Here is a 25,605-nt window from a genome sequence, read left to right as displayed (position 1 = left end):
GCACTCACTTGTTTTGTGGCAGATATAGCAGTTTTACGCCGCCCGTGAACAACATTTGTATGTCTTCGCTGCCCGGAGCCGTTTCAATTCTCATTTTCCCCGCTTCGAGGGTTCCCAATGGCCCCTCCCCGTGTACAGCACCGTCGCTTTCGGCTTCGATCCGATCGATCCCAGACACAAGCGTTTGCGTGGTCAAAACGTACCCGGTTGAGCTTTCGATGCGGACGCCGTCGTGAAGTGTGAGCTGCTGGTCACCGTCTCGCAAGGTGGCCCGCTCAGCGTCGAGACGGATTTCAGAGCCATCTTGCATCTGCAACCGCGCCGACACCTCCTCAGCCTCGATTTCACCCGACGGCTTGGGCAAAGCAGATCGCGCGGTCATTGTCACCAGATCACCGCGCTCGGTTGTTCCGGCATAATAAGGTGCGCTGACCATTTCGGTCACCGCATCACCGGCCCGCTTCAAGGCATCTGCGAACGGCACTTCGTTCACTGGATCATTGCTACGTGAAAAGAGGAATATCGTCGACAAAAGCCCCAGCGCCACAACGGGGAGCAGGATTTTTAACCAGGCTATGACGTTGGAATAGAGCCCCTGGGATCGGGCCATGGATCAGCCCCTTCTCTCTTCAGGCATGGGCGAAAATATCGCTGTCTGGCCAACCTTCCAGGTCAAGCAACGCGCGGGTCGGAAGGAAGTCAAAACACGCCTGCGCCATTTCGGTGCGGCCTTCGCGCGCCAACCGGTCGTTCAGGGCCTCTCGCAACCGATGCAAATACAAGACATCTGAGGCCGCGTAATCCACCTGTGCTTTGGTGAGCTCTTGAGCCCCCCAATCACTGGATTGTTGTTGCTTTGAAATATCGACGCCAATCAATTCTTGGGTCAGGTTCTTCAAACCATGTCGGTCGGTATAGGTGCGCACCATCTTGCTGGCGATTTTGGTACAATAGACCGGTGCGCTCAGAGCGCCAAAGGCATGATACATCGCCGCAATGTCAAACCGACCGTAGTGAAAGAGCTTGAGAACCGTCGGATCAGTCAAAACGCGTTCCAGATTTGGGGCTGATTTTTGACCTTTGGCAACCTGAACCAAATGAGCGTTCCCATCGCCACCCGACAGCTGGACAACACACAACCGGTCGCGCCGAGGAACCAAGCCCATGGTTTCACAATCGATGGCCACAATTTGGCCCAAGTCCAAGTCATCCGGCAAATCGCCCTGATACACGAGATTGGCCACGAATGCCCCTTTCTTTGCTGCCTGATCCATACATGCCTGCGTCCGACATATCGACCGAGGGTCTGGCTTTCAACTCACCGACTAGGGCACCTGCGCCATATTTCGCCGCCCACCGTCCCAATTCAGACCAGATTCGGGCGAAATTGGGCGCAAATGTGACGAAAGCGTGCCCCGATTCGGGCGCAATCCTCACGCTTTTCCGAAAATTGTAACATTCCGTGATGGGATGATTTCGTGTGTAGATTGTTGCCTTCGGTGCCGGCCTGACGCTCATCCTCTCCGATGCGCATCCTTGGCCCCAAACGCCACCACTAGGGGATTATCGGGAAATGGCTTCATTTTGCACAGTTTCATTGTTTCCGTATTGCCGCCTAATGCCATTTCATTCGCCGCGGCGGGGCCATATTTCGTATCCGCCATTCCGGCCAAGCCGCAGTTCGTTTCCCCCCTGGCAACAAAGATCCCGAGATGTGACGATTACTGTTTCCGCAACCAAGACCCCGTGCGGCAAACCTTTTGGCCCTCGCCGCTGATGCCATTTAGCGTCAAATGAGAGGTACGGGGAATAAAAACCGGCGTGTCTCATATCTGAAAACGAGTAGATTTGTGTCGCCGCAACCCATTCATTCCACAACACATTTCAACCTAAAAGTGTAATGCAACGCCGATGTTGACGCAGAAGCGCCTCATTGTCATAACAAAGAGGTCGAGCGGATATGACAAATTCACGTCACATTTCGCACAAACCGGCACTTGGGGGTTAGTGCTTCACTTCGGGAGTAAATGGTCAGTCTGCTGCTTTAAACTGCGCCTAGATCTGTAAAACTTGAGGCGATTTCGCCGAAACCTTTCAACGTTCCGTCTGCTCGGAGCGACGGTCAAGTTTTGCCTGAACCTAGCCAGAACCGCTTCGGGTCCTGAACATGCTTCCGTCACGATTGGCTCAAGGGAGGTCAACTTGACACTGCACATTCGCCAGCCGCTGCCCACGGCAACAATCGATGCCCTGATTGACGAAGCACTGTTCGCAAAGTCGAGCGCGTCTTCTTATCGTGATATGTTCAAGCGCTCCTTGGACGTTACGCTGGTTCTGATCGCAGCCCTACCTGTTCTGTTCTTCGTACTGGTGTTCGCAGCGCTGGTTGCGCTGGACGGCAAGTCGCCGTTCTACATGCAAAAGCGTGTTGGCCAGAACGGTCGCATCTTCCGCATGTGGAAGCTGCGCTCGATGGTCACCAATGCCGACGAAGCACTGGCCAAGCACTTGGCCGCTGATCCCGCCGCGCGTGTTGAGTGGGACCGCTTTCAGAAACTAAGCCGTGACCCGCGCATCACCAAGATCGGTCAACTGATCCGCAAGACCTCGATCGACGAGCTGCCGCAGCTTTGGAACGTTTTGCGCGGTGACATGTCCTTGGTTGGTCCGCGCCCTATGATGCCCTGCCAGCAGGAAATCTATCCTGGCACCGCCTATTATGCGCTGCGCCCTGGTATTACCGGTTTCTGGCAGACATCGGTTCGCAATGAATCGAGCTTCTCTGAGCGCGCCGCCTTTGACACGGCTTACCTGCGCGAGCTGTCTTTTGTCACCGATGTAAAAACCATCCTAAAGACGTTCAAAGTTGTTGTTCGCGGCACTGGCTGCTGATCGCATATTATCCAACCATGACTGGCCCCGTCATTTTGGCGGGGCTTTTCTGTGTTTGACCTTGGGAAACTGCGTGGCCATGTTAAGTGCGCACAAAAGGAGTTGGCATGCCCCCGAGCATTTCGTTTCTAGATCATTTGGTGTTGACGGTCGCAGATATCCCAAAGACCATCCATTTTTACGAGACCGTCCTTGGGATGCAGTCCACAGAGTTCACCCCGGCGGATGGGTCGACTCGCTGGGCGCTTGCCTTTGGGACGCAAAAGATCAATTTGCATCCGGCCGGAGGTGAGTTTGACCCCAAGTCAGAACATCCAACACCAGGAAGCGCCGATTTGTGCTTCTTGTCTGATCAGCCTCTAAGCGAATGGCAGCCCCATTTGTCGAGTCATGGGGTACAAATAGAAGAAGGCCCCGTGCCGCGAACCGGGGCAACGGGACCTATCTTGTCACTCTATATACGTGATCCCGATTGCAACCTGATCGAAATCTCTAATCGCGCTTAGGGTTCTGACCCTAGCCTCGTTTGGCTTCGGCGCGCAGTTTGTCCATTAGGACTTGCAAGTTTTCCACCGTACGGTCGTTGGTCAAGCGCCCCTCGTCATCAAACTGATTGAAGGACTGGGCCAATCCGATTTCCGGGCCGGTTACAAAACGCGGCTGCGAATAAACCAAAGCCTCACGCGTGGCCACCTGAGCGCGTTCACCGCCGGAGCGACCCGCCGCCGCCGAGATAATCGCCACAGGTTTGTCTTGCCATGGGTTTCCATCAACTCGGCTTATCCAATCAAAAGCGTTCTTGAGAACACCGGGAATGGATTTGTTGTATTCCGGAGTAGAGACAATAATCGCATCGGCGCCTGCAATCAGGTCCGCAGCGGCCTGAACCACAGCGGGCACTCCTTCGGCCTGTTCGAGATCGCCATCATAAAGCGGGAAACGAATGTCCGCGAGCAATAGCTCTGCTGACCCAAGAAGCCGTGCAGCTTCTTTCACAAATTTTGTATTGGTTGAGTCAACGCGCAATGCACCGCTGATCCCGACAATCTTAAGCTCTGCCATCTTCATCTCCTATCAACGTGTTACATAGGTCATAGAAAACAGAAAACGCCGCGTCCATTCGCGGCGTTTCCATAGGGTATGTGCATTTACGCACCTAAGTTGGGAAAACCCAATCAAGCGTTCGGAAGAATAACAATCTCAACCCGGCGGTTTTGAGCCTTGCCTTCTGGTGTCAGGTTGGAAGCAAGCGGTTGATCTTCGCCCCGCCCAATGGATTGCACGCGGAAAGAGGGAACACCCTCGGACAATAGCACATTGGCAACTGAACGTGCACGACGTTCAGACAAGTCAAGGTTATAGGCCGCTTCGCCATCACTATCGGTATGCCCGATCACCTGCGCCGTGGTATCCGGATAAGCCAACAGGCTTTGCGCAACATCCCGCAAGTCGGCGGTGAGGGTTGGGCGCAGCTCGGCACTGTCCGTTGCAAACAGAATGTCCTGCGGCATGGTCACAATCAGGCGATCACCCGTGTTGCGAATACCAACATCATCGCCCAGTTGCTGACGCAGCTCAGCTTCTTGTTTATCAAGCTGGTTGCCAATAAGGCCCCCCGCCGCGGCACCGACCAAAGCACCGGCCACAGTCGCCCGATTGCGTTCGCCCTTGTCATCGCCACCGGCAAGCCGGCCGGCAACAGCACCAAGGCCCGCGCCAATCAACGCCCCGGTCTTGGCTTTTCGGTTGGGGTCAGTTTCTTCGAAAATCGGACCAGTGGTACAGGCGGTCAGGCCCAGAGCGGCCGCAGCCGCAAGAAAAATCGGGGAAGTTGCCCGGATCATGATATGCCTCTTTCGTGTTTTCGCCCCTTTGAATGGGGTCATTCACTGCTGATATACAATATCATGGTGCCTGAGTGCACGGGTGTCACGGGGAAATCGGCAAATTGCTGCCCATGATAGCTCGGTCACACGTCCACGCGCGCCGCTTCCCAAGCAAGGATCGCCCGCTTAACCGGTAACCCCCAATGATAGCCCCCAAGTCCACCGGATTTGCGTAAAGCCCGATGGCAAGGAATCAGAAAGCTGATTGGATTTCGCCCGACGGCTGTGCCCACGGCCCGCACAGCTTTGGGTTTCCCAATACTCCCGGCTAGCTCGGAATAACTTGTGACATACCCCGACGGGATACGCATCAAAGCTTCCCAAACTTTGATCTGCATCGGAGACCCTATCAAATAGAGCGGCACCTCGCCCTCTTGTTGCACCCCAAAAGCGCTAAGAACCCAGGGCCGCAAGAACATCGGATCCTCGATAAAATCAGCCTTGGGCCACCGCGAGAGAAGGTCCTCAAACGCAGCGGCTTCGCCACTTTCCGAGGCAAAAGCGATCCCGCAAATGCCTTTGGCCGTACCGGTGACCAAGGCCGGGCCAAACGGGCTTTCGAACCAGCCCCAATAAATGGTCAACCCGGCCCCGCCTTTGGCGTAATCGCCGGGGCTCATCGCCTCCCATCGCAAAAAGAGGTCGTGCAATCGACCGCTTCCGGACAATCCGGTGGCATGAGCGGTTTCAAGCGTCGTAAACCGTTCAGACAAAAGCACTTTGGCGTGGCCCAATGTCAAATATTGTTGAAAGCGTTTGGGAGACACACCGGCCCAGCGCGTGAAAATCCGCTGAAAATGGGTCGGGCTCATCCCCATGGTAGCGGCCAATTCGTCAAGGGTTGCGTGTTCGCCCATACCGTCGATCTTTTCAATCGCACGTCGCATGACATTGAAATGATAACCATCCTGAGGCAAATCTTCGGGCATGATGTGTGTCCTTTACTGTGAACACCAATCTAACGTTGCCCCGGCGTTGTCGCGACCCGGATTTTGCGAAATGATCACGCGCGACGGTTTTGACGGTCCACACTCTGGTGACGACGTTCCGACATGAGCAATGCCACCTGCGCGCGCGTTAAACACGAACGGGCAGCCCTCTCATGAAACACCCCGCGGGGCGGGCAAAGGCCGGATGCCTCCAATTGGGTAGGATTGGGAGGAGGAATAAACAGGCTCTCTGCCCATATGCCATTCACTCTGATCACCTGATGACGTGCGAACAACAGCTGGTGATACACATAACCCGACGGAGAAATGGCCGGTTTCTTCGGATCTGAGAGGAAACGCGACGGCACCAAGACCTCATCTTGACCAAACAGCAGCTGTACTTCGGCCCCCCCTAGCAGAACTTGATGATCGGGAGACACCTCAACAAAACTGGAAGGCGCTATCGGATCAACCAGCTTTGACCAGATACGCACAGGGGCCAAGCGCGTGTTGCGGCGCATGCGCAGGAGAGGCACCTGAAAACGGCCAATCCACCGCAGCGGTTGGTATCCGTCGTCGCGGGTCAAAACCTTGTCCCCACGGCAAAGCCAGGCGATTGGCACCTCGCCTTTCTGGGTCATGACCCGATTGTTGGGACCAAAAGACGGCACATCCCGGCGCCCCAAATAAGGTGCCGCTGGGGCATCTGTCGCTGCGCGCACCCCCAACAAAGGGTAAGACACCCCCGCTTGCAGAGGAGCCGAGGTGATGTAACCAACATGACTCCCATCAAGTTCGATACGGTCCAAATAGATTAGGTCGCCCCCTGGCCCTTCAACCTCATAGTAACTGTCGGTGCAAATCTTGCCACGCGCGATCTCCCCCCCGCCGCCATCGGCGGTGTTCGATACAAGCCCGGTTACGCTACTGACTGTCTTGCCTTGCTCGGCCTGAGAAAGAAATCCGTGTGGACATGAAAACACGACCCGATGTTTACTTGGGTCAAAACCAACCCGGACGCTCCAGGAATTCGATCCAGGCGTGTAAACAATGCCATTGGGTGAATAGCCAATAACGGTCGGCATCTGCGTCTTTCATCTCAGTTGGCCAACGTCGTCGCACAAATCACTTTCGATGTGATTAACCGCGACGCTGATACCCTTGCACCTTATGGGCAAAGCCGGGCATACCCCGGTTATGGCCAAGCAGATGGATTACAAAACCCTGCGTGAGATTTTCACGCGCTTTCAACAAGGCGAGCCGGAACCAAAAGGTGAGCTGAACCATACCAATGTCTATACATTGGTTGTGGCGGTCGCCCTGTCCGCCCAAGCCACAGATGCCGGTGTGAACAAAGCGACAGACAAGCTTTTCAAAGTCGCAGACACGCCGCAAAAGATGCTCGACCTTGGCGAAGACGGGGTCATTGAGCACATCAAAACAATCGGTCTTTTCCGGCAAAAGGCCAAGAACGTCATCAAAACCGCCCGCATTCTCGTTGAACAATTTGATGGTGAGGTCCCCAATTCCCGTGCAGCCCTAGAAAGCTTGCCGGGCGTTGGCCGCAAAACGGCCAATGTGGTGCTGAACATGTGGTGGGGGCATCCGGCCCAAGCCGTTGACACCCATATTTTCCGCATTGGGAACCGGTCGGGCATCTGCCCCGGCAAAGATGTTGTCGCCGTCGAACGGGCGATCGAAGACCACATACCCGTTGATTTTCAAAACCATGCGCATCACTGGCTGATCCTGCATGGGCGTTACATTTGTGTGGCGCGTAAACCAAAATGCAAGGCGTGTCACATAAACGACCTCTGCCAATTCGAGGACAAAACCGAATGAAAAAGTATCAAGTTGTCGGTATCGGTAATGCCGTTGTTGATGTTCTGACCCGCTCTGAGGACACGTTTCTTGACCTGATGGGCATTCAAAAAGGCATTATGCAACTGGTTGAACGCGATCGTGCCGAAACCCTTTATGCCGCGATGAATGACCGTGTCGAAGCGCCCGGTGGATCGGTTGCCAACACCTTGGCCGGGATCGGAAACTTGGGTCTCCCCACGGCCTTTATCGGCCGCGTTCACGACGACGCGCTTGGCCATTTCTACGCCGAAGCGATGGAAAAAGGCGGCACCGATTTCGTCAACCCACCGATGACAGACGGTGAATTGCCAACGTCGCGTTCGATGATCTTTGTTTCCCCGGATGGCGAGAGGTCGATGAACACCTATTTGGGCACCTCCGCCGAACTTGGGCCGGATGACGTTTCCGATGATGTGACCCATCAAGCCGAAATCATTTTCCTCGAAGGCTATTTGTTTGACAAAGACAAAGGCAAGGACGCCTTCCTTCGCGCCGCGCGCACCTGTCGGTCGGCGGGTGGCAAGGCTGGCATCGCCATTTCCGATCCGTTTTGTGTTGAGCGCCACCGCGAGGATTTTCTAAAACTCATCGCCAATGAAATGGATTTTGTCATCGGGAACGAGGAAGAGATCCGCTCTCTCTACCAAGATGACAGCCTTGAAAAAGACTTGGCTCGCGTGGCCGAAGTGTGTCCATTGGTGGTTTGCACCCGGTCTGGGGATGGCGTGACCATCATTCACAACGGAACACGTTACGACATTCCGGTCGAAAAAGTTGTACCCATTGATGCGACCGGTGCGGGTGACCAATTCGCTGCCGGGTTCCTATTCGGCCTCGCAACCGGGGCCGACATGGAAACCGCTGGGCGCATGGGCTGCGTTTGCGCGACCGAAGTCATCAGCCATATGGGGCCACGCCCAGAGGCCAACATGCAAGCGCTGTTCCGCCAGCATGGATTGATCGCCTAATCACAACAGCTGTCTAATACAGAGCGGGTGGCCCGGTGACGGGCTGCCCGCTTTAAATTTAGGCCTGCACGGGTTTGCCCATCAAACCTCGCATCACATCCAACCAACCCGTATGCCCGGTGACCAATTTTTGGCATTTGCGCATCAGCTTGGTCGACCTTGCTGGCAAATGTGTGGGCTGTTGTCCTGTCAGCTCAACACAAACCGCCATCGCAAAGGCGCGGGTTTCTTGACGCAGATATCCCTGCCATCCCGCTTGCTCCGCCCCAGACATTTGGATTTCGCCCAAGCCACAGGTGATACAATGCAGATCCGTTGCCAATTCTTCGACCTCCGGTGCGCCGGGGAAATCCAACTGGGTCATATGCAACTTTTTGTGCATCATTTCGTGAACAAGTGTCGATAGAAAGACCATCGGGCGCGTCATCATATCGGCGTCATAGGTGATAACGGAGGTGTTGCCATCGGATTGCCACGTCCCGCCAACCTCGCCCATAGCATTATAATCAATCCGGTATTCGGCTGGGATCATGTCCAATGGGCGCACGTCGATCGTTTGTTCAATACCCAAATGCCAGGCAATGGCATCAATCAACCCACGCGCTACGGATTGCGGGTCCCCCTTTGGCACCGGAAAGTTCTGTGCCGTGGGTGGGATCAGTTTTGTGCTGCTGCTTAGCAGGCCATTCTGGATCGCCCACTTAAAATTCTCCAAAACCATGTCTGGGTGTCGAGATCAACCATAGGGCCAAAGAACATATACCTCCTCCACTCTGAGGGGATTCAGCATAGGTTCTCTAGACCTGCAACGGTATCAATGGGCTTCAGCCCAATTTGCACCCTGTCCGGCATCCACCACCAAAGGCAAGTCAAGCTTGACCACCGGGTCCGCTGCACCTTCCATTACGCCGCGCGCCACGCCAATCAGATCATCGACAGCGCTTGCCTCGACCTCAAACAACAGTTCATCGTGAACCTGTAGCAGCATTTTGGCAGGCAGATTGGCAATGGCATCTGGCATGCGGATCATCGCACGGCGGATGATATCGGCGGCGGTGCCTTGGATTGGGGCGTTGATTGCGGCGCGTTTGGCGAACCCGGCGCGCGGCCCCTTGGCGTTGATTTCCGCCATATGGATCACCCGGCCAAACATTGTTTCAACACGCAGGTTCTCTTTGGCGAATTCCACCGTTTCATCCATGTAACGACGAATGCCGGGAAAACGTTCAAAATAGCGGTCGATAAAGCCCTGCGCCTCTTTGCGCGGAATCCGCAAGTTGCGTGCAAGGCCAAAGCCCGAAATCCCATAAATGACCCCAAAGTTGATTGCTTTCGCCTGACGACGAACGTCGGACGTCATTTCATCCAATGGAACGTTGAACATTTCGCTGGCGGTCATTGCGTGAATGTCATGCCCCTGCTTGAAGGCCTCTTTAAGTGCGTCAATCCCGGCCATTTGCGCCAAGACACGCAACTCAATCTGACTATAGTCGAGCGAGACCAAAACCTTGCCCTCAGGCGCAACAAAGGCCTCGCGGATGCGGCGCCCGTCTTCGGTGCGTACCGGGATGTTTTGCAGGTTCGGATCGGTCGAGGCCAAACGCCCGGTGTTGGCACCCGCAATCGAATACGACGTGTGCACCCGGCCTGTTTCGGGGTGGATATGTTCCTGCAAAGCGTCTGTATAGGTCGATTTCAGCTTTTGCAGCTGACGATACTCCAACACCCGCGCGGCAAAATCATGCTCCGCCGCAAGGTCTTCCAAAACATCCGCCGGGGTCGACCATTGGCCGGTTTTGGTTTTCTTCCCACCCTCAAGGCCCATTTCCTCAAACAGGATTGCGCCGACTTGGGCCGGGCTTTGCACGTTGAATTCGCGACCGGCCAATTCGTACAATTCGGCTTCAAAACCCGCCATTTTCTGGGCAAATGTGTTGGACATGCGCGAAAGAACATCGCGATCAACTTTGATCCCGTCCATTTCCATCTTGGCCAGCACGGGCACCAAAGGACGTTCGAGTGTTTCGTAAACGCGTGTGACCTTGGAACGATGCAACAAAGGTTTGAACATCTGCCAGAGGCGCAGGGTAATATCGGCATCTTCGGCGGCATATTTCACCGCATCCGCCACCGGGACCTTGTCAAAGGTAATTGCGCTTTTGCCGGTGCCCAGCAACGATTTGATCGGAATGGGCGTGTGGTTCAGATAGCGATCTGAAAGCGCATCCATGCCGTGATTGTGCAAGCCACCATGAAGCGCGTAACTTAGCAGCATGGTGTCATCAATCGGATTAATATCAATGCCATAGCGCTTGAACACCTTGGCATCATATTTCATGTTTTGACCAATTTTGATGATGCTCGGATCTTCGAGCATCGGCTTGATCGCGTCCAACGCAGCCTCAAGCGGAATCTGCCCCTCGGCCAGATCATCATTTCCAAACAGGTCATCCGTCGATGCGGCGCGGTGGATCAACGGAATGTAACAGGCCTCACCCGCCGTGACGCAAAGCGAAACACCAACCAAGTCACACTGCATTTCATCAAGGCCGGTGGTTTCAGTGTCGACCGCAACCCACCCCGTGGCCTGCGCCTTGGCGACCCATTTCGCCAGCGCGTCGAGATCAGAAACGCATTCGTATTTCTCCGGATCAATCGGCGCTTGCTCTTGCTCGGCAACCTCTTCGGCCCCCGCTGGCGCATCGGCAATCACTGGGGCTTCGGCCCCTAATGACGTGGCCATACGTTTGGTGAGCGTGCGAAATTCCATCTCGGCAAGGAACCCCAAAAGGGTCTCCGCCTCTGGCTCTCGCACTTCCATCTCGTCAATGGTGAAATCCAGCGACATCCCGCAATCCAGTTGAACCAACTGTTTTGACATCTCAATTTGATCGCGTTTGTCGATCAAGGTCTGGCGGCGTTTGGGTTGTTTGATCTCTTCGGCACGGTCCAACAGCTCTTCGAGAGACCCGAATTCGTTGATCAAAAGCGCCGCTGTTTTAATGCCAATCCCCGGTGCGCCGGGCACATTGTCAACGCTATCCCCGGCCAAGGCCTGAACATCCACAACACGTTCCGGCCCAACGCCAAATTTCTCGTGCACTCCGTCACGATCAATCCGCTTATTCTTCATCGGGTCGAGCATTTCGACCCCATCGCCAACCAATTGCATCAGGTCTTTGTCGGAACTGACAATTGTCACGCGGCCACCAGCTTCGCGCCCCTGACAGGCCAGCGTCGCCATGATGTCATCGGCCTCAAAGCCTTCGACCTCGTAACAGGCGATGTTAAAGGCGCGCGTCGCATCGCGTGTTAGCGGGAATTGCGGGCGCAGATCTTCTGGGGCGGGCGGGCGGTTGGCCTTGTATAGGTCATATAGATCATTGCGAAATGTTTTTCCGGAATGATCAAATATAACAGCAACATGCGTGGGGGCATCCGGGCCCGAATTCCCCTCGGCATAGCGCTGCAACATGTTGCAAAAACCGGCAACGGCCCCAATAGGCAACCCATCGGATTTGCGCGTCAAAGGTGGCAGCGCATGATACGCCCGAAAGATAAATGCCGATCCGTCAATCAGATGCAGATGGCACCCTTTGCCAAAACCCATGACCTGTTCCCCTCATGTTCGCGTCGTCGCCAACATGCCCGAAGCCCGGTCAGATTGCCAGATCAGCAAAGACAGAAGCCGCAAGAAATGGAGTGTGTCCTGACAGTTTTAAGCTGTTGGAACCCAGCCAGATATCAGACCTTGCCTTCAAAGTCCTTATGGACATATTTGCAATCGCAATAGGGGCATTCCACCCAACCGTGTTCTGTCGGCATCTGCAACCAGACCCGCGGATGACCCAAAGCACCCTCGCCGCCATCACAAGCGACACGGAATTTGTCGACAATCTTTGTTTCGGGTGCCTTTATCGTCATGGCTTTGGTTCCCTTTTTTCGAACACTGGCTTAACAGCCTTATGAGCCAAGCCAGCCGCAGGAGCAAGCACGCGCAATGACACAGGATGCGATACGTATCAGCAATCTGCAAAAGACCTATGAAGGCGGCAAGCAAGCCCTCAAGGGAATTGATCTAACTGTGCCTGCTGGGTCTATCTTTGGGCTTTTGGGGCCTAACGGGGCTGGGAAGTCGACTCTTATCAACATTCTTGCCGGATTGGTGGTGAAATCCGCTGGCAAGGCCGAGATTTGGGGATGGGATCAGGATAAAAACCCGCGCCAATCGCGCGCGGCTATTGGCGTCATGCCGCAAGAACTCAACCTCGATCCGTTCTTTTCCCCCCATGGTGCGCTTGAAGTGCAAGCCGGGTTATATGGTGTTCCCAAAGAACAGCGGAAAAGCGACGAAATCCTTGAAATGGTAGGTCTTTCCGACAAGCGCGACGCCTATGCCCGCACACTTTCGGGCGGGATGCGGCGTCGGTTACTGCTCGCCAAAGCGCTTGTTCATCACCCACAAATCCTTGTTCTGGATGAACCAACCGCCGGCGTTGATATTCAATTGCGTCAAATGCTCTGGGAAAATATCCGCAAACTCAACAAAGAACGCGGAATGACCATCATCCTGACCACCCACTACCTCGAAGAAGCCGAGGAAATGTGCGATGAAATCGCCATTATTGATCAAGGCAACCTAGTGGTGCGCGACAGTACCGCAAATTTGCTCGGCCAGCTCGACGCGAAAACCATGCTGATCACACCCGAACATGTACCGGAATCCCTGCCCTGCGGTCCCGGCCTGACGGTTGATACCCGCTCGGACGGCTCCATTGCCGTTAACTACAACGCCAAACAAACCCGCGCAGAAGATGTGCTAACCGCCGTCCATGCCGCCGGAATTCGCATCCGCGACGTCCGCACAGAACAGGCCGATCTTGAGGATGTCTTCTTGTCCTTGACCAACAAAAGCTAAATCCGACAGGAAAACGACCTGTCCCACTCTAAGGCAGTGAAGACAGCGAAATCTATTGTCACAGTGAGGCTGGCGCTGAAGCAAAAGCCCAAAGGCTTTTGCTGAGACAAAGAGCGCAGGCTATGGGCCTGCACCTTTTAGGAACCCCTTACTCCGGGGCGCGCGCCAGCATTCTGCCCAAGGGCCGACCGGCCAGAATATGCACATGCAAATGCGGCACCTCCTGAACGCCATCTTTGCCAGCGTTGGAAATCAGGCGAAATCCGTCCGCTTCAACCCCTTCGGATTTGCACACCTCGCCAACCGCGCGAACATAATCAACAATCTCGGCCTCAGTCGCGTTTTGGGCAAAGTGATCGAAACAGACATAGGGCCCTTTGGGAATCACCAAAACATGCGTCGGGGCTTGCGGATAAAGATCGCGGAATGCCAAGCTATGCTCAGTTTCCAGCACAGTATTGTTCGGAATTTCCCCACGCAGAATTTTCGCAAAAATGTTCTGCTCGTCGTAAACGTAGCTCATGAATTTCAGCTCCCAGCCGCAAATATCGTTTCCCGCTTAGGTATCGCCCATAATCCCGGCTGCCTCAATCCGCATACAAATGATCGTGGTCAATGATTTGACGCGCTTGCTCTTGCGACACCGACAAGAAGTTCGCCACGGTTGCGGCATTCGTTTCGAGGGTTTCAATCTCACGCATGCGCAGCAAGTTGGCGAAGTTGGCATCGCGAATCCGGTCGCTTTCATGCACCATGTCGTTTCGCACCGTTGGCAACAGGCGCTGCAAAGTCTCCGGCGGCGTGCGTTCACCAGCCAAACCAACGCGCATCGCATGACCGATAAGGTATTCATCCGAAAACTGCGTTTCGACTTCCAGAATACGGGTCAACGATCGGTCGCGCCCAAAATCCTCCAACAGGTCAAGGTTGGCAGGGTCCATACAAACGATCAGACGATCCGTTTCATAGTAATCAAACAACATTCGCATCAAGGCGCGGCGGTGTCTGTGTCGCTTGCCCATTGTCGATTGGATACCACCTAGATCAGGAAGCTCACAGCTATCCTCGTTGAACAGATATTCGATACAGGGGATGTTCGTCATCTGCCGGATGCGCTCAAGCAACCGTTTGGCGACATGCCATTTTTTGCAAACAACGATCATCAACTCACGTTCCCGTCCAAGCGAGCTTTCTTTCTCCCAGAAACGCGATGCAAACCGCCGACCAATCCGGCCTTTGTTGGACAAGAATTTATAGAGCGAGCGCCCCTCGTTCGAAATTTTGAAGCGCTGCCCTTCGGACGAATAGAGCACCCCCAACCGACGGCGCAGCTCGGTTGCCTCAGGGCTGATCTTGCGGGCAAACAGAAAATCCTGACTAAGCAACAAGTCATAGTGGTCGTTATAAAACACCACCGGCATGCCGTAGTCAGTGAACATCAAGAACGTCAGCGTCCGGCATTCGATTTCATGACCGGGAACCAGGTGGCGCACCAGAGTCTGAAAAAACGTCTCATCCGGAATCCATGTGGTGCGGAAAAATCGCATCACATCTTTACGCTTCTTGATAAAATCCAAAATCCATTCGACGGTTCGACGGCGCAGACACCACCATTGCGATCCGATCATAATTTCAAGATCAGCTGGGATTTGTCGTGTCAGACCAAGACGTTTTTGCGCCTCGAACATCGCATAGAAGCGGCGTTTTTGCGTGCGTTCATTGAACCAATGCCGATAGATAAGCCGCTCTTCCTTCCAACCGGTTTTGATCCAGTCCGATTGAAAATAGTCGTAGCTTTCGATGTAGTCGCAATCGCGTCGATCCAGAAACTCATGGGCGTATTCCGCCGATTTGATCGCCATGCAATCGCCCGACAACATGTAAAAATGCGTTGCGCGTGGAAAGGCATCGACCGCGGATTGCACCGCGTAAATCGTCGCTTCAACAAGGCTCCATTCGCCCCATCCACATTTGATTCGCTTGTGGGCAAAGGTCACATTCGGGTTGTCACCCAACGCGTTTTGAATCTTTTTGAAATCATCCGGATTCGCACGCGCATCGAAGTGGATCGACATATAGTCGCCCACGGCGGTTAGGCTTTGCGCCTGTTTTATGATCGCTTCTGGGTCTTTATGACACAGCAGGATGAAGGCGATTTTTGCCATTTAGGAAACCATCTGCCCTATTTTTGCCTGATTGTTTATGTTGATAGACATGAACAGGCGTTGAATAAAGCCGATTATTTTGCTTTTTAGGGCGCAAAGGGCGTCAAAAACAAGATGACGCGGCAGCTGGAGGCAGCGAGTTATGGGTTTTCCGGGAACCTGGATGACCGAAAGTCAAAGCATGGTGTATCGGGTTGTTCCGAAATGCGCCTGTTCGACGATCGGTCAAATTATGTATTACTCCGATCACGGAGCGTTTTTTGACGGTGACATCCATGATGCCACTGACGGGTTGCACAAGTGGGCGCGCGAAGAAAGCCAGCCCGCAATCAAGGCAAACGTGAAAACGCGCACCAGCTATGCCTATACTTGCGTCCGCAACCCCTACACGCGCATTTTGTCGAGCTTTTTTGACAAGATTTGCGGGATTCAACGCAATGGTCGGCGCTATCGGGGCAACCTTGTTCCGCTCTTGATCCAAAAATACGGGATCGAGGTTGGTGGCGATGACGGCAAACAAGAGTTTGATCAGATCAAAAGCTTTCGCCGTTTCTTGCTATTTACGCGCGATACCATCCGCTGGCGTCGCCCGATGGAGCCCGACATTCATTGGTCGGCCATGTCCGGCCATATCAGCACCTTCATCGTGAATGGTGGTCGCTACAACAATATCTTTTGGACAGAAAAGTTCAACGAGGGCATGCAAAGCGTTTTGGATGCGGTCAACACTCCGAATGAGGTTGATCTTGCCAATATCCCGCGCTTCAACGAATCCGAAGGGCATGGCCCCAAGCGGGCGCATCCGGTTGAGGATTATTTCGACGATATGTCGATGCACCTGATCAAGGAAATCTTTCACCGCGACTTTGCGCTTTTCAAATATGATTTTGACAATCCGGCCAACAAGATGCCGATTGGTGAGATCGACCTTGACGAGGTGCACGCCAAGCTTGGCGATTAAATGCGGCTCGATAAATTCAAATTTCCGAACACCGCGCAAAGCCCTTGCGCGGTGGCGGGGACCAAGGGTTCATTCCCCTGTTTTGTGGTCGCGAGGATCATCAACATCTCCTGCGAAAGGCGTTCAAATCCCCTCTAAATCCGACGACGGGATAATCGGGAAAAACTGACCCGAAGACCAAAGCCCAAACCAACCATCGTGATGCGCCCCAAGATCGACGAGCCGATAAAAGCTTTTGCGATCAATCAATGCCTCTAGGTTGGCCCGCACCAAGACATAAGGCGATGGCTCACCGGTTTCCGGATCACGGATCACACGAATGGGATGGTTCGGGCCGGCAATCGCCTGATCCCCAACATGCGTGTGGAAAGTCAGGATTTGCGCCTCGCCTTCCCCTTCACGTTCGAAATCCACCGCTACAAACGGGGCGTCCTCGACGGTGATTCCTACCTTTTCGACCGGTGTCACGAGGAAATATTTGTCGTCATCTTTGCGCAGGATCGATGAAAAAAGCCTCACAAGCTCAAATCTGCCGATGGGTGTACCAAGGTAGTACCATGTGCCATCCCGTGCGATCCGCATGTCCAAATCACCGCAAAACGGCGGATTCCACTTGTGAACCGGGGGCAAACCCTTGCCTTTGGCCGCTTTGACCGACGCGGCAATACCTTCTGCCGATGGTGTCACAAGATTTTGTTCGCTCATATCTTTTGCCATTTCCAACTCACACGATACATTCATATCTAACACGATTGATTGCAATGGAGAGTTCACATGGCTGACGCCGAAAATCTGGTCGCTGATATTGAGGCGCTGGAAGAGAAACTGGCGCAGGCCAAGCAATCAATCAATGCGCGCTTTATCGGACAGGAACGGGTCGTTGAGCTCACCTTGTCGGCGCTTTTGTGTGGTGGGCACGGGTTACTCATTGGTCTGCCCGGCCTTGGCAAAACCCGCCTTGTCGAGACGTTGAGCACTGTTATGGGGCTAAATGGCAACCGCGTTCAGTTTACGCCGGATTTGATGCCCGCCGATATTCTTGGCTCTGAGGTTTTGGAAACCGGGGCGGATGGCAGCCGGGCGTTCAAATTCATCCCCGGCCCGATCTTTTGCCAGCTGATGATGGCTGATGAAATCAACCGCGCCAGCCCGCGCACCCAATCCGCACTGCTTCAGGCGATGCAGGAAAAGCAAGTGACCGTCGCCGGGGAAACCCGAACCCTTGATGCGCCGTTCCATGTTTTGGCAACGCAAAACCCGATTGAACAAGAGGGGACATATCCGCTCCCCGAGGCGCAATTAGACCGCTTTTTGGTTCAGATCGACGTGAATTATCCGGATCGCGCGACCGAGCGTGATATTCTATTGGCAACAACCGGAACCGAAGAAGCCGAGGCCCATCAGGTCTTTACCGCGCAAGAGCTGATTGATGCTCAAACCCTGCTCCGGCGAATGCCCGTTGGCGATGCGGTGGTTGAGATGATCCTTGATTTGGTCCGCGCCTTCCGCCCCGAAGACCCGTCCGCCCCCGAACGCGTACGCGAGTTGGTGGCTTGGGGGCCCGGCCCGCGCGCCGCCCAGGCGTTGATGTTGACCGTGCGCGCCCGCGCCTTGTTGCAAGGGCGTTTGGCCCCATCCCCTGAGGATGTGATCAACATGGCCCGCCCGGTTTTGACGCATCGAATGGCACTGACCTTCTCGGCCCGCGCCCGCGGCGAAGACCTTGGGACATTGATTGGTGAGGTCGCCGCGGGTGTTGCCCGAACTGAGGCGGCTGCGTGACCCAAACAACCGCCCAACTCAAAAGCCGCGCCCAAGACGAGGCCAGCCGCTTTCCAGCGCTGCTTGCCCGTGCCGAACAATTGGCCGGGACGGTTTTGCTAGGCGAACATGGTCGTCGACGCGCGGGCTTGGGGGATGATTTTTGGCAATATCGCCCGATGCGCGCTGGCGATAGCCTGCGCTGGGTGGATTGGCGGCGCTCTGCCAAAGGTGATGATCAATTTATCCGCGAACGGGAATGGCAAGTCGCGCAAAGTGTACAGCTTTGGGTCGATCCCGGTGCCTCGATGCGGTTTTCGTCGCAAAAGGACCTGCCGACCAAAGCGGATCGCGCCCAGCTCATCGCCCTCGCAGCGGCTGTTTTATTGATCCGGGGCGGTGAACGGGTTGGCCTGACCGGTTGGGACCTCCCCCCTCGACGCGGCGAGGCACAGGTGCTGCGACTGGCCGAAATGCTCAGCCGCGAAGACACCACCGATTACGCCGAACCCGAGGCACGCGGCATGCTTCCCCATGCCCGGTCTCTGTTCATTTCGGATTTCATGTCCGACATTGCGCCAATCGAAGCCGCCCTGACCAAAGCCGCCGATCGCGGTGTACGCGGCGTGTTGGTTCAGGTTCTCGACCCCAGCGAAGAGGCCTTCCCATTCCAAGGCCGAACCATCTTTGAAAGCGTCGGCAAATCGCTGGCGCATGAGACCCTCAAGGCCGGAGAGTTGCGCGACCGCTATTTGCAACGCTTAGCGGAACGCAAAGACCGTCTTGAAACACTCTGCCGCCTGACGGGCTGGCAATTTTACTGTCATCACACGGATCACAGCGCGCAATCGGCCCTTTTGTGGCTCTATCGGGCGCTGGACGGAGGACACGGATGACCCTGTTTGGCGTACTTGGTTTCACCACACCGATGTTGTTGGTGTCTTTGCTGGCGCTGCCGATCCTTTGGGTGATTTTGCGGGCTGTACCGCCTGCGCCTGTGCGACGGTTGTTTCCCGGTGTGGTCCTTCTTTTGGGGCTCAAGGATGATGATCAGGTCACCGATCGCACCCCTTGGTGGCTGCTTTTGCTCCGCATGTTGGCCGTCGCAGCGGTCATCGTTGGGCTTGCAGGCCCGATCCTGAATCCTGATCCCAAACAAGAGGCCGAGGGTGATGCCCCCCTGTTGGTTGTGATGGATGCCAGCTGGGCCTCGGCCAGCGATTGGCGAGCGCGCATGCGGGCCTTGGATGGTTTGCTGGCCAAAGCCGGACGCGATGAACGCCCCGTTGCCTTGTTGCGCCTAAGCAACCCCGAACCCGTCCAGTTTTCCAGCGCCGATGTGCTGCGCAGTCGGCTCTCCGGCATTCAACCGGAACCATGGCAACCCGGTTCGACCACCGCGACCCAAGCCATTGCTGCGCTACCCGACGATGATTTTGACAGCTATTGGATGTCTGATGGCTTAGACCGAGAGAGCCGCAACGGTTTGCTACGCCTTTTGGAGAACAAAGGAGACGTGCAAGTTTTTGAAAACCCGCGCGCTCTATATGCCTTGGGCCCCGCGACTTTGGCGGATGGGGCGCTCAACCTCACCTTGCATCGTCTGCGCCCCGGCCCAGAAGTCGAGGTTTCGTTGGTTGGGCACGGAACCGATCCGGCAGGCAATCCCGCTGTGCTGTTTCAAGCTCCGGTGACATTTGCCGAGAACGCGCTGACGACCGAAACCAAGCAGGCTTTGCCGGCTGAAATGCGCGCTCGCATCACCCGATTTGAAATCGCAGGCACGCGAAGCGCCGGAGCCGTGACACTTCCTGATGATAGCTTGCGGCGTCGCGAAGTCGCTTTGATCGCAGGACGTGAGGGACGCGAAGGGCTGCAATTGCTCGACCCGCTGCATTACTTGGTCAAAGCGCTGGCCCCCACGGCCGATCTTTTAAACGGATCGCTCAGCGAGGTCTTGTTGGCCAATCCCGACGTCATCGTTTTAGTCGATGTCGCAACCCTCGCGCCGGGCGAAGAAGCCGCCGTTCTGGAATGGCTCGACAAAGGGGGCTTATTGCTCCGCTTTGCTGGTCCGCGCCTTGCCGCCAGTGATGTCAGCCGGAGTACCGAAGACCCGCTGATGCCCGTTCGCCTACGCGCGGGCGGGCGCACGGTTGGCGGCGCGATGAGTTGGGGCGAACCCAAAACCTTAGCGCCCTTTGACGAAGACAGCCCTTTTGCCGGGCTGAGTACTTCGGACGAAATCACCGTAAACAGCCAAGTCATGGCGCAACCAGACCCGGCCTTGGCAGAGCGGGTGATTGCACAGCTGAGCGATGGCACCCCTTTGGTGACACGCAAATTGGTCGGCCAAGGTCAGGTGGTTCTTGTCCATGTGACGGCCAATGCCGAATGGTCGACCCTGCCATTGTCGGGCCTCTTCGTTCAGATGCTGGAACGATTGGCCATTTCCTCGAGCGCAGGGGCCGTCGAAGCAGAGGCGATGGATGGCACAACGTGGCAACCGATCTCGGTTCTAGACGCCTTTGGTGTGCTGCGTGATGGCGAAACATTGCCCGGTGTCGATGGTGTTGACCTTGTCGATGGCGAGTTGACCACAGAGCTACGCCCCGGATTGTATCAGGGTGAAAACCGCAGTTTGGCCCGAAATGTGATTGCCGCAGACACCGAATTGGCCCCGATGATCTGGCCCGACCATATCGCAGTCGAAGGGTTGAGCCGCCCACAAGAGACCCCTCTTGGCGGATGGTTGCTCGGCGGTGCAATTGCCCTGCTGCTTGCCGATGTCATTGCGTCTTTGGCTTTGTCTGGCCGCTTGGTCGGTGCGCGCGCGGCGGCTGGGCTGATCCTCGTTTTGGCCTTGCCCTTAGAAAGCCGGGCGCAAAGCCCCGATGATCAACTGGCGATTGCCGCCACGTCCGAAGTGGTCTTTGCCCATGTCCTAACCGGCGATGCCAAGCTAGATCAATTGGCCGGCGCGGCGATGCGCGGCCTGTCGGACACATTATTCTATCGGACATCTGTTGAACCCGCCCTGCCCATGGCCGTTAATCTCGAAGAAGATGAGTTGGCGTTTTTCCCGTTTATCTACTGGCCGATTTCACCGGATCAGGCCATTCCCTCGGATGCAGCCTATGCCAAGCTGAATGAATACCTGCGCTCGGGTGGCATGATCCTGTTTGACACCCGCGATGCCGATATTGCCGGGTTCGGCACTGCCACGCCAAACGGGCGCAAGTTGCAGGCTCTGGCCGCGCGTTTGGATATTCCACCGCTGGAACCCATCCCCGAAGACCACGTTCTTACCCGGACCTTTTACCTGCTTCAGGATTTTCCGGGGCGCTACACGGGCCGTGACGTTTGGGTCGAAGCCGCCCCACCAGATGCCGAATTGGTCGAGGGCATGCCGTTTCGCAACTTGAACGACAACGTCACCCCGGTGGTGATTGGCGGCAACGATTGGGCCTCGGCTTGGGCCGTTGATCAAACTGGATCGCCGCTTGTGCCCCTTGGCCGGAGCTTTACCGGTGAGCGCCAACGCGAGATCGCCAATCGTTTTGGTGTTAACTTGGTGATGCATGTGCTGACCGGAAACTACAAATCGGATCAGGTTCATGTGCCTGCACTCTTGGATAGGCTGGGCCAATGACCGGACAAATCGTTTTTGACCCGCTTTTGCCGTGGGCTGTGATTTGGGGTCTGGCGGCGTTGGCCATGGCCGGTGTTATTCTCGCGCTTTGGCGGGGGCTGTCTGGCTGGGCTTTGCGTTTGCTGGCCGCGATTGTCTTGATCGCCGCTTTGGCGCAACCGTCCTATCAAATCGAAGATCGCGCCGCGCTGGCCGATATCATGCTGATCCTTGAGGATCAAAGCGCCTCACAACGGCTTGCGGATCGGGCCGGTGTCACAGCCTCGTCCGCCCAAGAGCTTGAGGCGCGGCTCGCCGCCCGCCCAAACACAGAAATCCGCCGCATCTCGGTCCCCGATGGCACCGGCAACGCCGGGACCGAGCTGATGACGGCGCTCTCCTCTGTCTTGGCCGAAGAGCCGCGTGGGCGCATCGCCGGGATATTCATTCTCTCTGATGGTCGATTGCATGACCTCGAACGCGCACCGGATTTGCCCGCGCCGCTGCATCTTTTGCTCACCGGCCGCGACACGGATTGGGACCGCCGCCTGAGCGTGCGCAACGCCCCCGGCTTTGCCATTCTGGGGGAAGAGGTCAAACTCACGCTGCGGATTGATGATGATGGCGCAGCCCCGAATGACACGCAAACCGACATCTTGATTTCCGTCGACGGGGCCGATCCGCAACGCTTTACCGTTCCCATTGGCAAAGATTTGGAGATGCCCGTCACATTGCCCCATGGCGGGATGAATGTGATCCAATTCACCGTCCCCACCGTCGAGGGAGAGCTAACCGATCGCAACAATACCGCGCTTGTACAGATCAACGGCGTGCGCGACCGTTTGCGGGTTTTGCTGGTCTCCGGCGAACCTCATGCCGGCGGGCGCACATGGCGCAACCTTCTGAAATCGGATAGCTCGGTTGATCTGGTGCATTTCACCATCCTACGTCCGCCTGAAAAACAAGACGGCGTCCCGGTCAACGAATTGTCCCTGATCGCCTTTCCGACGCGTGAACTCTTTCTGGAAAAGATTGACGATTTCGACCTGATCATCTTTGACCGCTACAAGCGGCGCGGGATATTGCCGTCGATCTATCTCGATAATGTACGCAATTACATCGAAGGCGGTGGTGCGGTTTTGGTCGCCGCGGGGCCTGACTTTGCCTCGGCGGATTCGCTCTATCGCTCGCCTTTGGGCGATGTGTTGCCGGCGGAACCCACCGCGCGGGTCATTGATTTGCCTTTCCAACCCAAGGTCACGGAACTCGGGCTGCGTCATCCGGTGACTGCCGGCCTAACCGGGGCCGAGGAATGGGGCCGCTGGATGCGCCAGATCGAGGTTGAGCCCAACACCGGAACCACGGTTATGGAAGGCAATGACGGCAAGCCGCTTTTGGTTCTTGATCGTGTTGGCGAAGGGCGCGTGGCGCTTTTGGCGTCCGATCAGGCGTGGCTTTGGAGCCGTGGTTTTGAAGGTGGCGGTCCGCAACTGGACTTGCTGCGCCGCCTGTCACATTGGATGATGAAAGAGCCGGAGCTCGAAGAAGAAGCGCTATGGGCGGAACCGTCGGGGCAAACCATGCGGATCATCCGCCGCTCGCTCAAAGCCGATGTTGGTTCAGTGACCATCACACGGCCGGACGGTTCTCAAGAACAGATCGAACTCAGCGAAACCAGCCCGGGTCGCTTTGAAGCGCTCTATGATGGGCCAGAGATTGGCTTGTACCGTTTGGCCGAAGGCAAACTGGAGGCCGTTATCGGCCTTGGCCCCGCCGCCCCAAAAGAGTTTGAGAAAACAATCGCCAGCGGCACCCCCATGGCCGAATTGATCGCCACCCGGCGTGGCGGTGTCATGCCGTTGCAAGACGGCGTGCCGCAAATCAGATCGGTGCGTTCGGGGCGCCCCGCCGCAGGTCGCGGTTGGGTGGGGGTCACCCCACGCGAAGCCTTTGAAACACTGGATGTGCGTCAAACGCCTTTGTTACCGGCGTGGTTGGTTTTGCTTTTGGCCGCTGGGATGATTGTCGGAGCGTGGTTGCGAGAAGGGCGTAATTAATCCGATAGGTCTATTCAAGCTCTAGCTCAAACACCTCGTCCGACCACCCATCCACAAAACAACGTGCGCGAATAAACACGCTTTTGGCCCCGTCGGGAACCGCGACGCCGGAAAGGCCTCGGGTGAAAGGTTGTTCGTTCACATGCGGATGCGCCAAAACGCGCAGGCCAAGGACTGTGCCATCCGCATCTTCGACCCGCCACCCGTCGGCATAATGGTCCCACCCGGTATCAGGGTGGGTCAAGGTCACGGACACGCGGCCATCGGGGCTTATTTCGGCGGCGGCTACGACCGGGGCATCAGCCAAGCCCTGGGTCGCAAGGCACAAGAAAGGAATCACATATTTCATGCCAGCAAGCCTAGCAGCGAAACCCGCAGCGCAAAGTCACGAGCTTGTGCGGTCGCTGGTATCCAACAGGACTTCGCGTGAGACCGAGGCAAATTCGCGGCGGATGATGACGGCAACGGTAAACACCGTTGCTAGCAGCAATGGAATGGCCCCACCCAGCCAGGCCGCCGAGGCGATGCCGAAATAAACCGCGCGCAAACCACGGTTATAGGCGCGGGCGGCGGTGATATTGACTTCGGCGGCTTTCATGGCGCGCGGCATCGCAACGGGGTCCGACGCGTCATTCGGCACCGCCGCCATCAAAACCGAGCAGTATCCAAACAACCGGTGTGACCAGACAAATTTCAAAAAGGCATTCGCCGCCATAATCAGCATCAAAATGAGCTTGAGCTCCCACACCACCACAGGATCGGCACTTGCGGTCAAATCCTGCGCTACGCCGCGCAGCTGATCGGCATTGCCCAATAGGGCAAGCCCACCACCAATGGCGATCATACTGGCCGAGGCAAAAAACGCGGTTCCTTGACGAAGGCTTGCAACGATCTGGCTGTCAAAAATGCGCGGTTCTCGGGTCACGAATTCCCGCATCCAAATGCGACGATATTCCGCCATCAACTGTGACGTGGAGGGGCGGCGTTTAGGCGGGTGTTCGATGATGTGGCTGATCCCCAACCAAAACACCAAAAACACGCCAACCGCCGCAAGATCAAGCGGCGTCAAAGCGGCAATGAGCGTGTCCCAGCCCATCTAGAACGGTTTGACCACGACGGCCCAAAGAATGGCGATGGCCCCGAAGACGCTCACCTCGTTAAAGATACGGAGGAACATTTCGGATTCGGTGAACACACCTTTGCGGGCGCGCAGAACCAGCCGCCCAGTCCAGACATAATGCGCGGCCAGTGCCGCCACCAACGTCAATTTTAGATGCACCCAAGCGGGCCAACCCAAATCGTGCGACATCCAAAGCCCGGTGATCAAGGCGATCACCCCAAGACCGGCGGAAAATCGATAGAGCCGGATCGTCAGGTCCCCAAGAGGGCCAAATTCACCCAAGCGGTCCCATTCACGCTTCCAATAGATCAGCGCGCGCGGCACGGCAAAGATAGAGGTCATCCATCCCATGACGCATAGCAAGTGTATGATTTTCACCCATTCCATAGCTGCAAATGACCTATCTCGGTGACAAAGTGCAAGGCGAGACTGCCTGCCCCTCAAAATTATGCTC

26 protein-coding genes are annotated in these 25,605 nt (G+C 55.9%); 10 read left to right on the top strand and 16 right to left on the bottom strand.

Annotated elements, in window-relative coordinates; all coding sequences use genetic code 11:
* Positions 1-4: 4 nt before the first annotated feature.
* The 3 genes from lptC to AC5EFR_RS01910 form a co-directional block, all read right to left on the bottom strand.
* Positions 5-610: an LPS export ABC transporter periplasmic protein LptC gene (gene lptC / locus AC5EFR_RS01920; RefSeq protein WP_493574285.1), complete on the bottom strand. Its 606-nt coding sequence runs from the start codon at positions 608-610 to the stop codon at positions 5-7.
* 19 nt (positions 611-629) lie between these two features.
* Positions 630-1,244 carry a ribonuclease D gene (locus AC5EFR_RS01915; RefSeq protein WP_493574284.1) on the bottom strand — a complete coding sequence of 205 codons (615 nt, stop codon included), beginning with the start codon at positions 1,242-1,244 and terminating at the stop codon, positions 630-632.
* A 270-nt stretch (positions 1,245-1,514) separates the two neighbouring features.
* Positions 1,515-1,664 carry a hypothetical protein gene (locus AC5EFR_RS01910; protein WP_493574283.1) on the bottom strand — a complete coding sequence of 50 codons (150 nt, stop codon included), beginning with the start codon at positions 1,662-1,664 and terminating at the stop codon, positions 1,515-1,517.
* A gap of 538 nt (positions 1,665-2,202) precedes the next feature.
* On the opposite strand from AC5EFR_RS01910, the gene AC5EFR_RS01905 reads away from it, so the two are divergent.
* Positions 2,203-2,892 (top strand): sugar transferase, encoded by a 690-nt coding sequence (locus AC5EFR_RS01905; RefSeq protein ID WP_493574282.1) that lies wholly within the window; start codon positions 2,203-2,205, stop codon positions 2,890-2,892.
* A 107-nt stretch (positions 2,893-2,999) separates the two neighbouring features.
* The gene (locus AC5EFR_RS01900; RefSeq protein WP_493574281.1) at positions 3,000-3,398 is read left to right on the top strand and encodes a VOC family protein; all 399 of its coding nucleotides are present in this window, start codon (positions 3,000-3,002) and stop codon (positions 3,396-3,398) included.
* A 10-nt stretch (positions 3,399-3,408) separates the two neighbouring features.
* Here AC5EFR_RS01900 and AC5EFR_RS01895 read toward each other — a convergent pair whose 3' ends face one another.
* The 4 genes from AC5EFR_RS01895 to AC5EFR_RS01880 all read right to left on the bottom strand — a co-directional run bounded on the left by AC5EFR_RS01895 (position 3,409) and on the right by AC5EFR_RS01880 (position 6,792).
* Positions 3,409-3,954 (bottom strand): NADPH-dependent FMN reductase, encoded by a 546-nt coding sequence (locus tag AC5EFR_RS01895; protein ID WP_493574280.1) that lies wholly within the window; start codon positions 3,952-3,954, stop codon positions 3,409-3,411.
* Between the two features lie 113 nt (positions 3,955-4,067).
* Positions 4,068-4,736, bottom strand: coding sequence for a YiaD family glycine zipper/OmpA-like lipoprotein (locus AC5EFR_RS01890; protein ID WP_493574279.1), 669 nt, complete (start codon positions 4,734-4,736; stop codon positions 4,068-4,070).
* A 125-nt stretch (positions 4,737-4,861) separates the two neighbouring features.
* A complete protein-coding gene (locus AC5EFR_RS01885) occupies positions 4,862-5,707 on the bottom strand; it encodes a methylated-DNA--[protein]-cysteine S-methyltransferase (RefSeq protein ID WP_493574278.1) in 846 nt (281 codons plus the stop codon).
* Positions 5,708-5,781: 74 nt separating this feature from the next.
* Positions 5,782-6,792 carry a Hint domain-containing protein gene (locus tag AC5EFR_RS01880; RefSeq protein WP_493574277.1) on the bottom strand — a complete coding sequence of 337 codons (1,011 nt, stop codon included), beginning with the start codon at positions 6,790-6,792 and terminating at the stop codon, positions 5,782-5,784.
* Between the two features lie 112 nt (positions 6,793-6,904).
* Here AC5EFR_RS01880 and nth point away from each other — a divergent pair, with 112 nt between their 5' ends.
* The gene (gene nth, locus AC5EFR_RS01875) at positions 6,905-7,549 is read left to right on the top strand and encodes an endonuclease III (RefSeq protein WP_493574276.1); all 645 of its coding nucleotides are present in this window, start codon (positions 6,905-6,907) and stop codon (positions 7,547-7,549) included.
* Positions 7,546-8,538 (top strand): adenosine kinase, encoded by a 993-nt coding sequence (locus AC5EFR_RS01870; protein WP_493574275.1) that lies wholly within the window; start codon positions 7,546-7,548, stop codon positions 8,536-8,538. Before nth ends, AC5EFR_RS01870 begins: the two co-directional genes overlap by 4 nt.
* Positions 8,539-8,596: 58 nt before the next feature.
* On the opposite strand, the gene AC5EFR_RS01865 is transcribed toward AC5EFR_RS01870, so the two are convergent.
* From AC5EFR_RS01865 to AC5EFR_RS01855, 3 genes are all read right to left on the bottom strand, one after another.
* The gene (locus tag AC5EFR_RS01865) at positions 8,597-9,259 is read right to left on the bottom strand and encodes a hypothetical protein (protein WP_493574274.1); all 663 of its coding nucleotides are present in this window, start codon (positions 9,257-9,259) and stop codon (positions 8,597-8,599) included.
* A 93-nt stretch (positions 9,260-9,352) separates the two neighbouring features.
* Positions 9,353-12,148 carry a DNA polymerase I gene (polA, locus tag AC5EFR_RS01860; protein WP_493574273.1) on the bottom strand — a complete coding sequence of 932 codons (2,796 nt, stop codon included), beginning with the start codon at positions 12,146-12,148 and terminating at the stop codon, positions 9,353-9,355.
* Positions 12,149-12,282: 134 nt separating this feature from the next.
* Positions 12,283-12,462, bottom strand: a complete 180-nt coding sequence (locus AC5EFR_RS01855; protein WP_493574272.1) for a zinc-finger domain-containing protein — start codon at positions 12,460-12,462, stop codon at positions 12,283-12,285.
* A gap of 76 nt (positions 12,463-12,538) precedes the next feature.
* Here AC5EFR_RS01855 and AC5EFR_RS01850 point away from each other — a divergent pair, with 76 nt between their 5' ends.
* On the top strand, positions 12,539-13,456 hold the full coding sequence (locus AC5EFR_RS01850; protein WP_493574271.1) for an ABC transporter ATP-binding protein: 918 nt from the start codon (positions 12,539-12,541) through the stop codon (positions 13,454-13,456).
* Positions 13,457-13,604: 148 nt separating this feature from the next.
* Here the strand turns inward: AC5EFR_RS01850 and AC5EFR_RS01845 are convergent, their stop codons facing one another.
* Positions 13,605-13,979 carry a histidine triad nucleotide-binding protein gene (locus AC5EFR_RS01845; RefSeq protein WP_493574270.1) on the bottom strand — a complete coding sequence of 125 codons (375 nt, stop codon included), beginning with the start codon at positions 13,977-13,979 and terminating at the stop codon, positions 13,605-13,607.
* Positions 13,980-14,043: 64 nt separating this feature from the next.
* Entirely contained in the window at positions 14,044-15,621 is a 1,578-nt protein-coding gene (locus tag AC5EFR_RS01840) for a DUF5928 domain-containing protein (RefSeq protein WP_493574269.1), read from the bottom strand.
* A gap of 142 nt (positions 15,622-15,763) precedes the next feature.
* Between AC5EFR_RS01840 and AC5EFR_RS01835 the strand changes: the two genes are divergently transcribed.
* Complete coding sequence (locus tag AC5EFR_RS01835) at positions 15,764-16,582, top strand: sulfotransferase family protein (RefSeq protein ID WP_493574268.1); 819 nt, start codon at positions 15,764-15,766, stop codon at positions 16,580-16,582.
* A gap of 123 nt (positions 16,583-16,705) precedes the next feature.
* Here the strand turns inward: AC5EFR_RS01835 and AC5EFR_RS01830 are convergent, their stop codons facing one another.
* Entirely contained in the window at positions 16,706-17,287 is a 582-nt protein-coding gene (locus AC5EFR_RS01830; protein ID WP_493574267.1) for a DUF1285 domain-containing protein, read from the bottom strand.
* 69 nt (positions 17,288-17,356) lie between these two features.
* Between AC5EFR_RS01830 and AC5EFR_RS01825 the strand changes: the two genes are divergently transcribed.
* Genes AC5EFR_RS01825 through AC5EFR_RS01810 form a run of 4 tightly spaced genes read left to right on the top strand, consistent with a single transcriptional unit; the run spans position 17,357 to position 24,031 of the window.
* On the top strand, positions 17,357-18,364 hold the full coding sequence (locus AC5EFR_RS01825; RefSeq protein ID WP_493574266.1) for an AAA family ATPase: 1,008 nt from the start codon (positions 17,357-17,359) through the stop codon (positions 18,362-18,364).
* Positions 18,361-19,239, top strand: coding sequence for a DUF58 domain-containing protein (locus AC5EFR_RS01820; RefSeq protein ID WP_299937143.1), 879 nt, complete (start codon positions 18,361-18,363; stop codon positions 19,237-19,239). The genes AC5EFR_RS01825 and AC5EFR_RS01820 overlap by 4 nt, the downstream gene beginning before the upstream one ends.
* Entirely contained in the window at positions 19,236-21,995 is a 2,760-nt protein-coding gene (locus AC5EFR_RS01815) for a DUF4159 domain-containing protein (RefSeq protein ID WP_493574265.1), read from the top strand. Before AC5EFR_RS01820 ends, AC5EFR_RS01815 begins: the two co-directional genes overlap by 4 nt.
* Positions 21,992-24,031, top strand: a complete 2,040-nt coding sequence (locus AC5EFR_RS01810) for a DUF7408 domain-containing protein (protein WP_493574264.1) — start codon at positions 21,992-21,994, stop codon at positions 24,029-24,031. Before AC5EFR_RS01815 ends, AC5EFR_RS01810 begins: the two co-directional genes overlap by 4 nt.
* Positions 24,032-24,041: 10 nt before the next feature.
* Here the strand turns inward: AC5EFR_RS01810 and AC5EFR_RS01805 are convergent, their stop codons facing one another.
* Genes AC5EFR_RS01805 through AC5EFR_RS01795 form a run of 3 tightly spaced genes read right to left on the bottom strand, consistent with a single transcriptional unit; the run spans position 24,042 to position 25,538 of the window.
* A complete protein-coding gene (locus AC5EFR_RS01805) occupies positions 24,042-24,380 on the bottom strand; it encodes a hypothetical protein (protein WP_493574263.1) in 339 nt (112 codons plus the stop codon).
* Between the two features lie 36 nt (positions 24,381-24,416).
* Positions 24,417-25,127 (bottom strand): DUF599 domain-containing protein, encoded by a 711-nt coding sequence (locus AC5EFR_RS01800; RefSeq protein ID WP_493574262.1) that lies wholly within the window; start codon positions 25,125-25,127, stop codon positions 24,417-24,419.
* Positions 25,128-25,538, bottom strand: coding sequence for a CopD family protein (locus tag AC5EFR_RS01795; RefSeq protein ID WP_493574261.1), 411 nt, complete (start codon positions 25,536-25,538; stop codon positions 25,128-25,130).
* Positions 25,539-25,605 lie beyond the last annotated feature (67 nt).

The organism is Pelagimonas sp. (assembly GCF_058892305.1).
This window is presented reverse-complemented; position numbering and strand designations above follow the sequence as displayed.

Bases quoted from the DNA above. Each gene is read 5' to 3' on its own strand.
- lptC (WP_493574285.1), bottom strand. From the start codon at position 610: ATGGCCCGATCCCAGGGGCTCTATTCCAACGTCATAGCCTGGTTAAAA.
- AC5EFR_RS01910 (WP_493574283.1), bottom strand. From the start codon at position 1,664: ATGGCGGATACGAAATATGGCCCCGCCGCGGCGAATGAAATGGCATTA.
- AC5EFR_RS01900 (WP_493574281.1), top strand. From the start codon at position 3,000: ATGCCCCCGAGCATTTCGTTTCTAGATCATTTGGTGTTGACGGTCGCA.
- AC5EFR_RS01895 (WP_493574280.1), bottom strand. From the start codon at position 3,954: ATGGCAGAGCTTAAGATTGTCGGGATCAGCGGTGCATTGCGCGTTGAC.
- AC5EFR_RS01890 (WP_493574279.1), bottom strand. From the start codon at position 4,736: ATGATCCGGGCAACTTCCCCGATTTTTCTTGCGGCTGCGGCCGCTCTG.
- AC5EFR_RS01885 (WP_493574278.1), bottom strand. From the start codon at position 5,707: ATGCCCGAAGATTTGCCTCAGGATGGTTATCATTTCAATGTCATGCGA.
- AC5EFR_RS01880 (WP_493574277.1), bottom strand. From the start codon at position 6,792: ATGCCGACCGTTATTGGCTATTCACCCAATGGCATTGTTTACACGCCT.
- nth (WP_493574276.1), top strand. From the start codon at position 6,905: ATGGCCAAGCAGATGGATTACAAAACCCTGCGTGAGATTTTCACGCGC.
- AC5EFR_RS01870 (WP_493574275.1), top strand. From the start codon at position 7,546: ATGAAAAAGTATCAAGTTGTCGGTATCGGTAATGCCGTTGTTGATGTT.
- AC5EFR_RS01865 (WP_493574274.1), bottom strand. From the start codon at position 9,259: ATGGTTTTGGAGAATTTTAAGTGGGCGATCCAGAATGGCCTGCTAAGC.
- polA (WP_493574273.1), bottom strand. From the start codon at position 12,148: ATGGGTTTTGGCAAAGGGTGCCATCTGCATCTGATTGACGGATCGGCA.
- AC5EFR_RS01855 (WP_493574272.1), bottom strand. From the start codon at position 12,462: ATGACGATAAAGGCACCCGAAACAAAGATTGTCGACAAATTCCGTGTC.
- AC5EFR_RS01850 (WP_493574271.1), top strand. From the start codon at position 12,539: ATGACACAGGATGCGATACGTATCAGCAATCTGCAAAAGACCTATGAA.
- AC5EFR_RS01845 (WP_493574270.1), bottom strand. From the start codon at position 13,979: ATGAGCTACGTTTACGACGAGCAGAACATTTTTGCGAAAATTCTGCGT.
- AC5EFR_RS01840 (WP_493574269.1), bottom strand. From the start codon at position 15,621: ATGGCAAAAATCGCCTTCATCCTGCTGTGTCATAAAGACCCAGAAGCG.
- AC5EFR_RS01835 (WP_493574268.1), top strand. From the start codon at position 15,764: ATGGGTTTTCCGGGAACCTGGATGACCGAAAGTCAAAGCATGGTGTAT.
- AC5EFR_RS01830 (WP_493574267.1), bottom strand. From the start codon at position 17,287: ATGAGCGAACAAAATCTTGTGACACCATCGGCAGAAGGTATTGCCGCG.
- AC5EFR_RS01825 (WP_493574266.1), top strand. From the start codon at position 17,357: ATGGCTGACGCCGAAAATCTGGTCGCTGATATTGAGGCGCTGGAAGAG.
- AC5EFR_RS01815 (WP_493574265.1), top strand. From the start codon at position 19,236: ATGACCCTGTTTGGCGTACTTGGTTTCACCACACCGATGTTGTTGGTG.
- AC5EFR_RS01810 (WP_493574264.1), top strand. From the start codon at position 21,992: ATGACCGGACAAATCGTTTTTGACCCGCTTTTGCCGTGGGCTGTGATT.
- AC5EFR_RS01805 (WP_493574263.1), bottom strand. From the start codon at position 24,380: ATGAAATATGTGATTCCTTTCTTGTGCCTTGCGACCCAGGGCTTGGCT.
- AC5EFR_RS01800 (WP_493574262.1), bottom strand. From the start codon at position 25,127: ATGGGCTGGGACACGCTCATTGCCGCTTTGACGCCGCTTGATCTTGCG.
- AC5EFR_RS01795 (WP_493574261.1), bottom strand. From the start codon at position 25,538: ATGGAATGGGTGAAAATCATACACTTGCTATGCGTCATGGGATGGATG.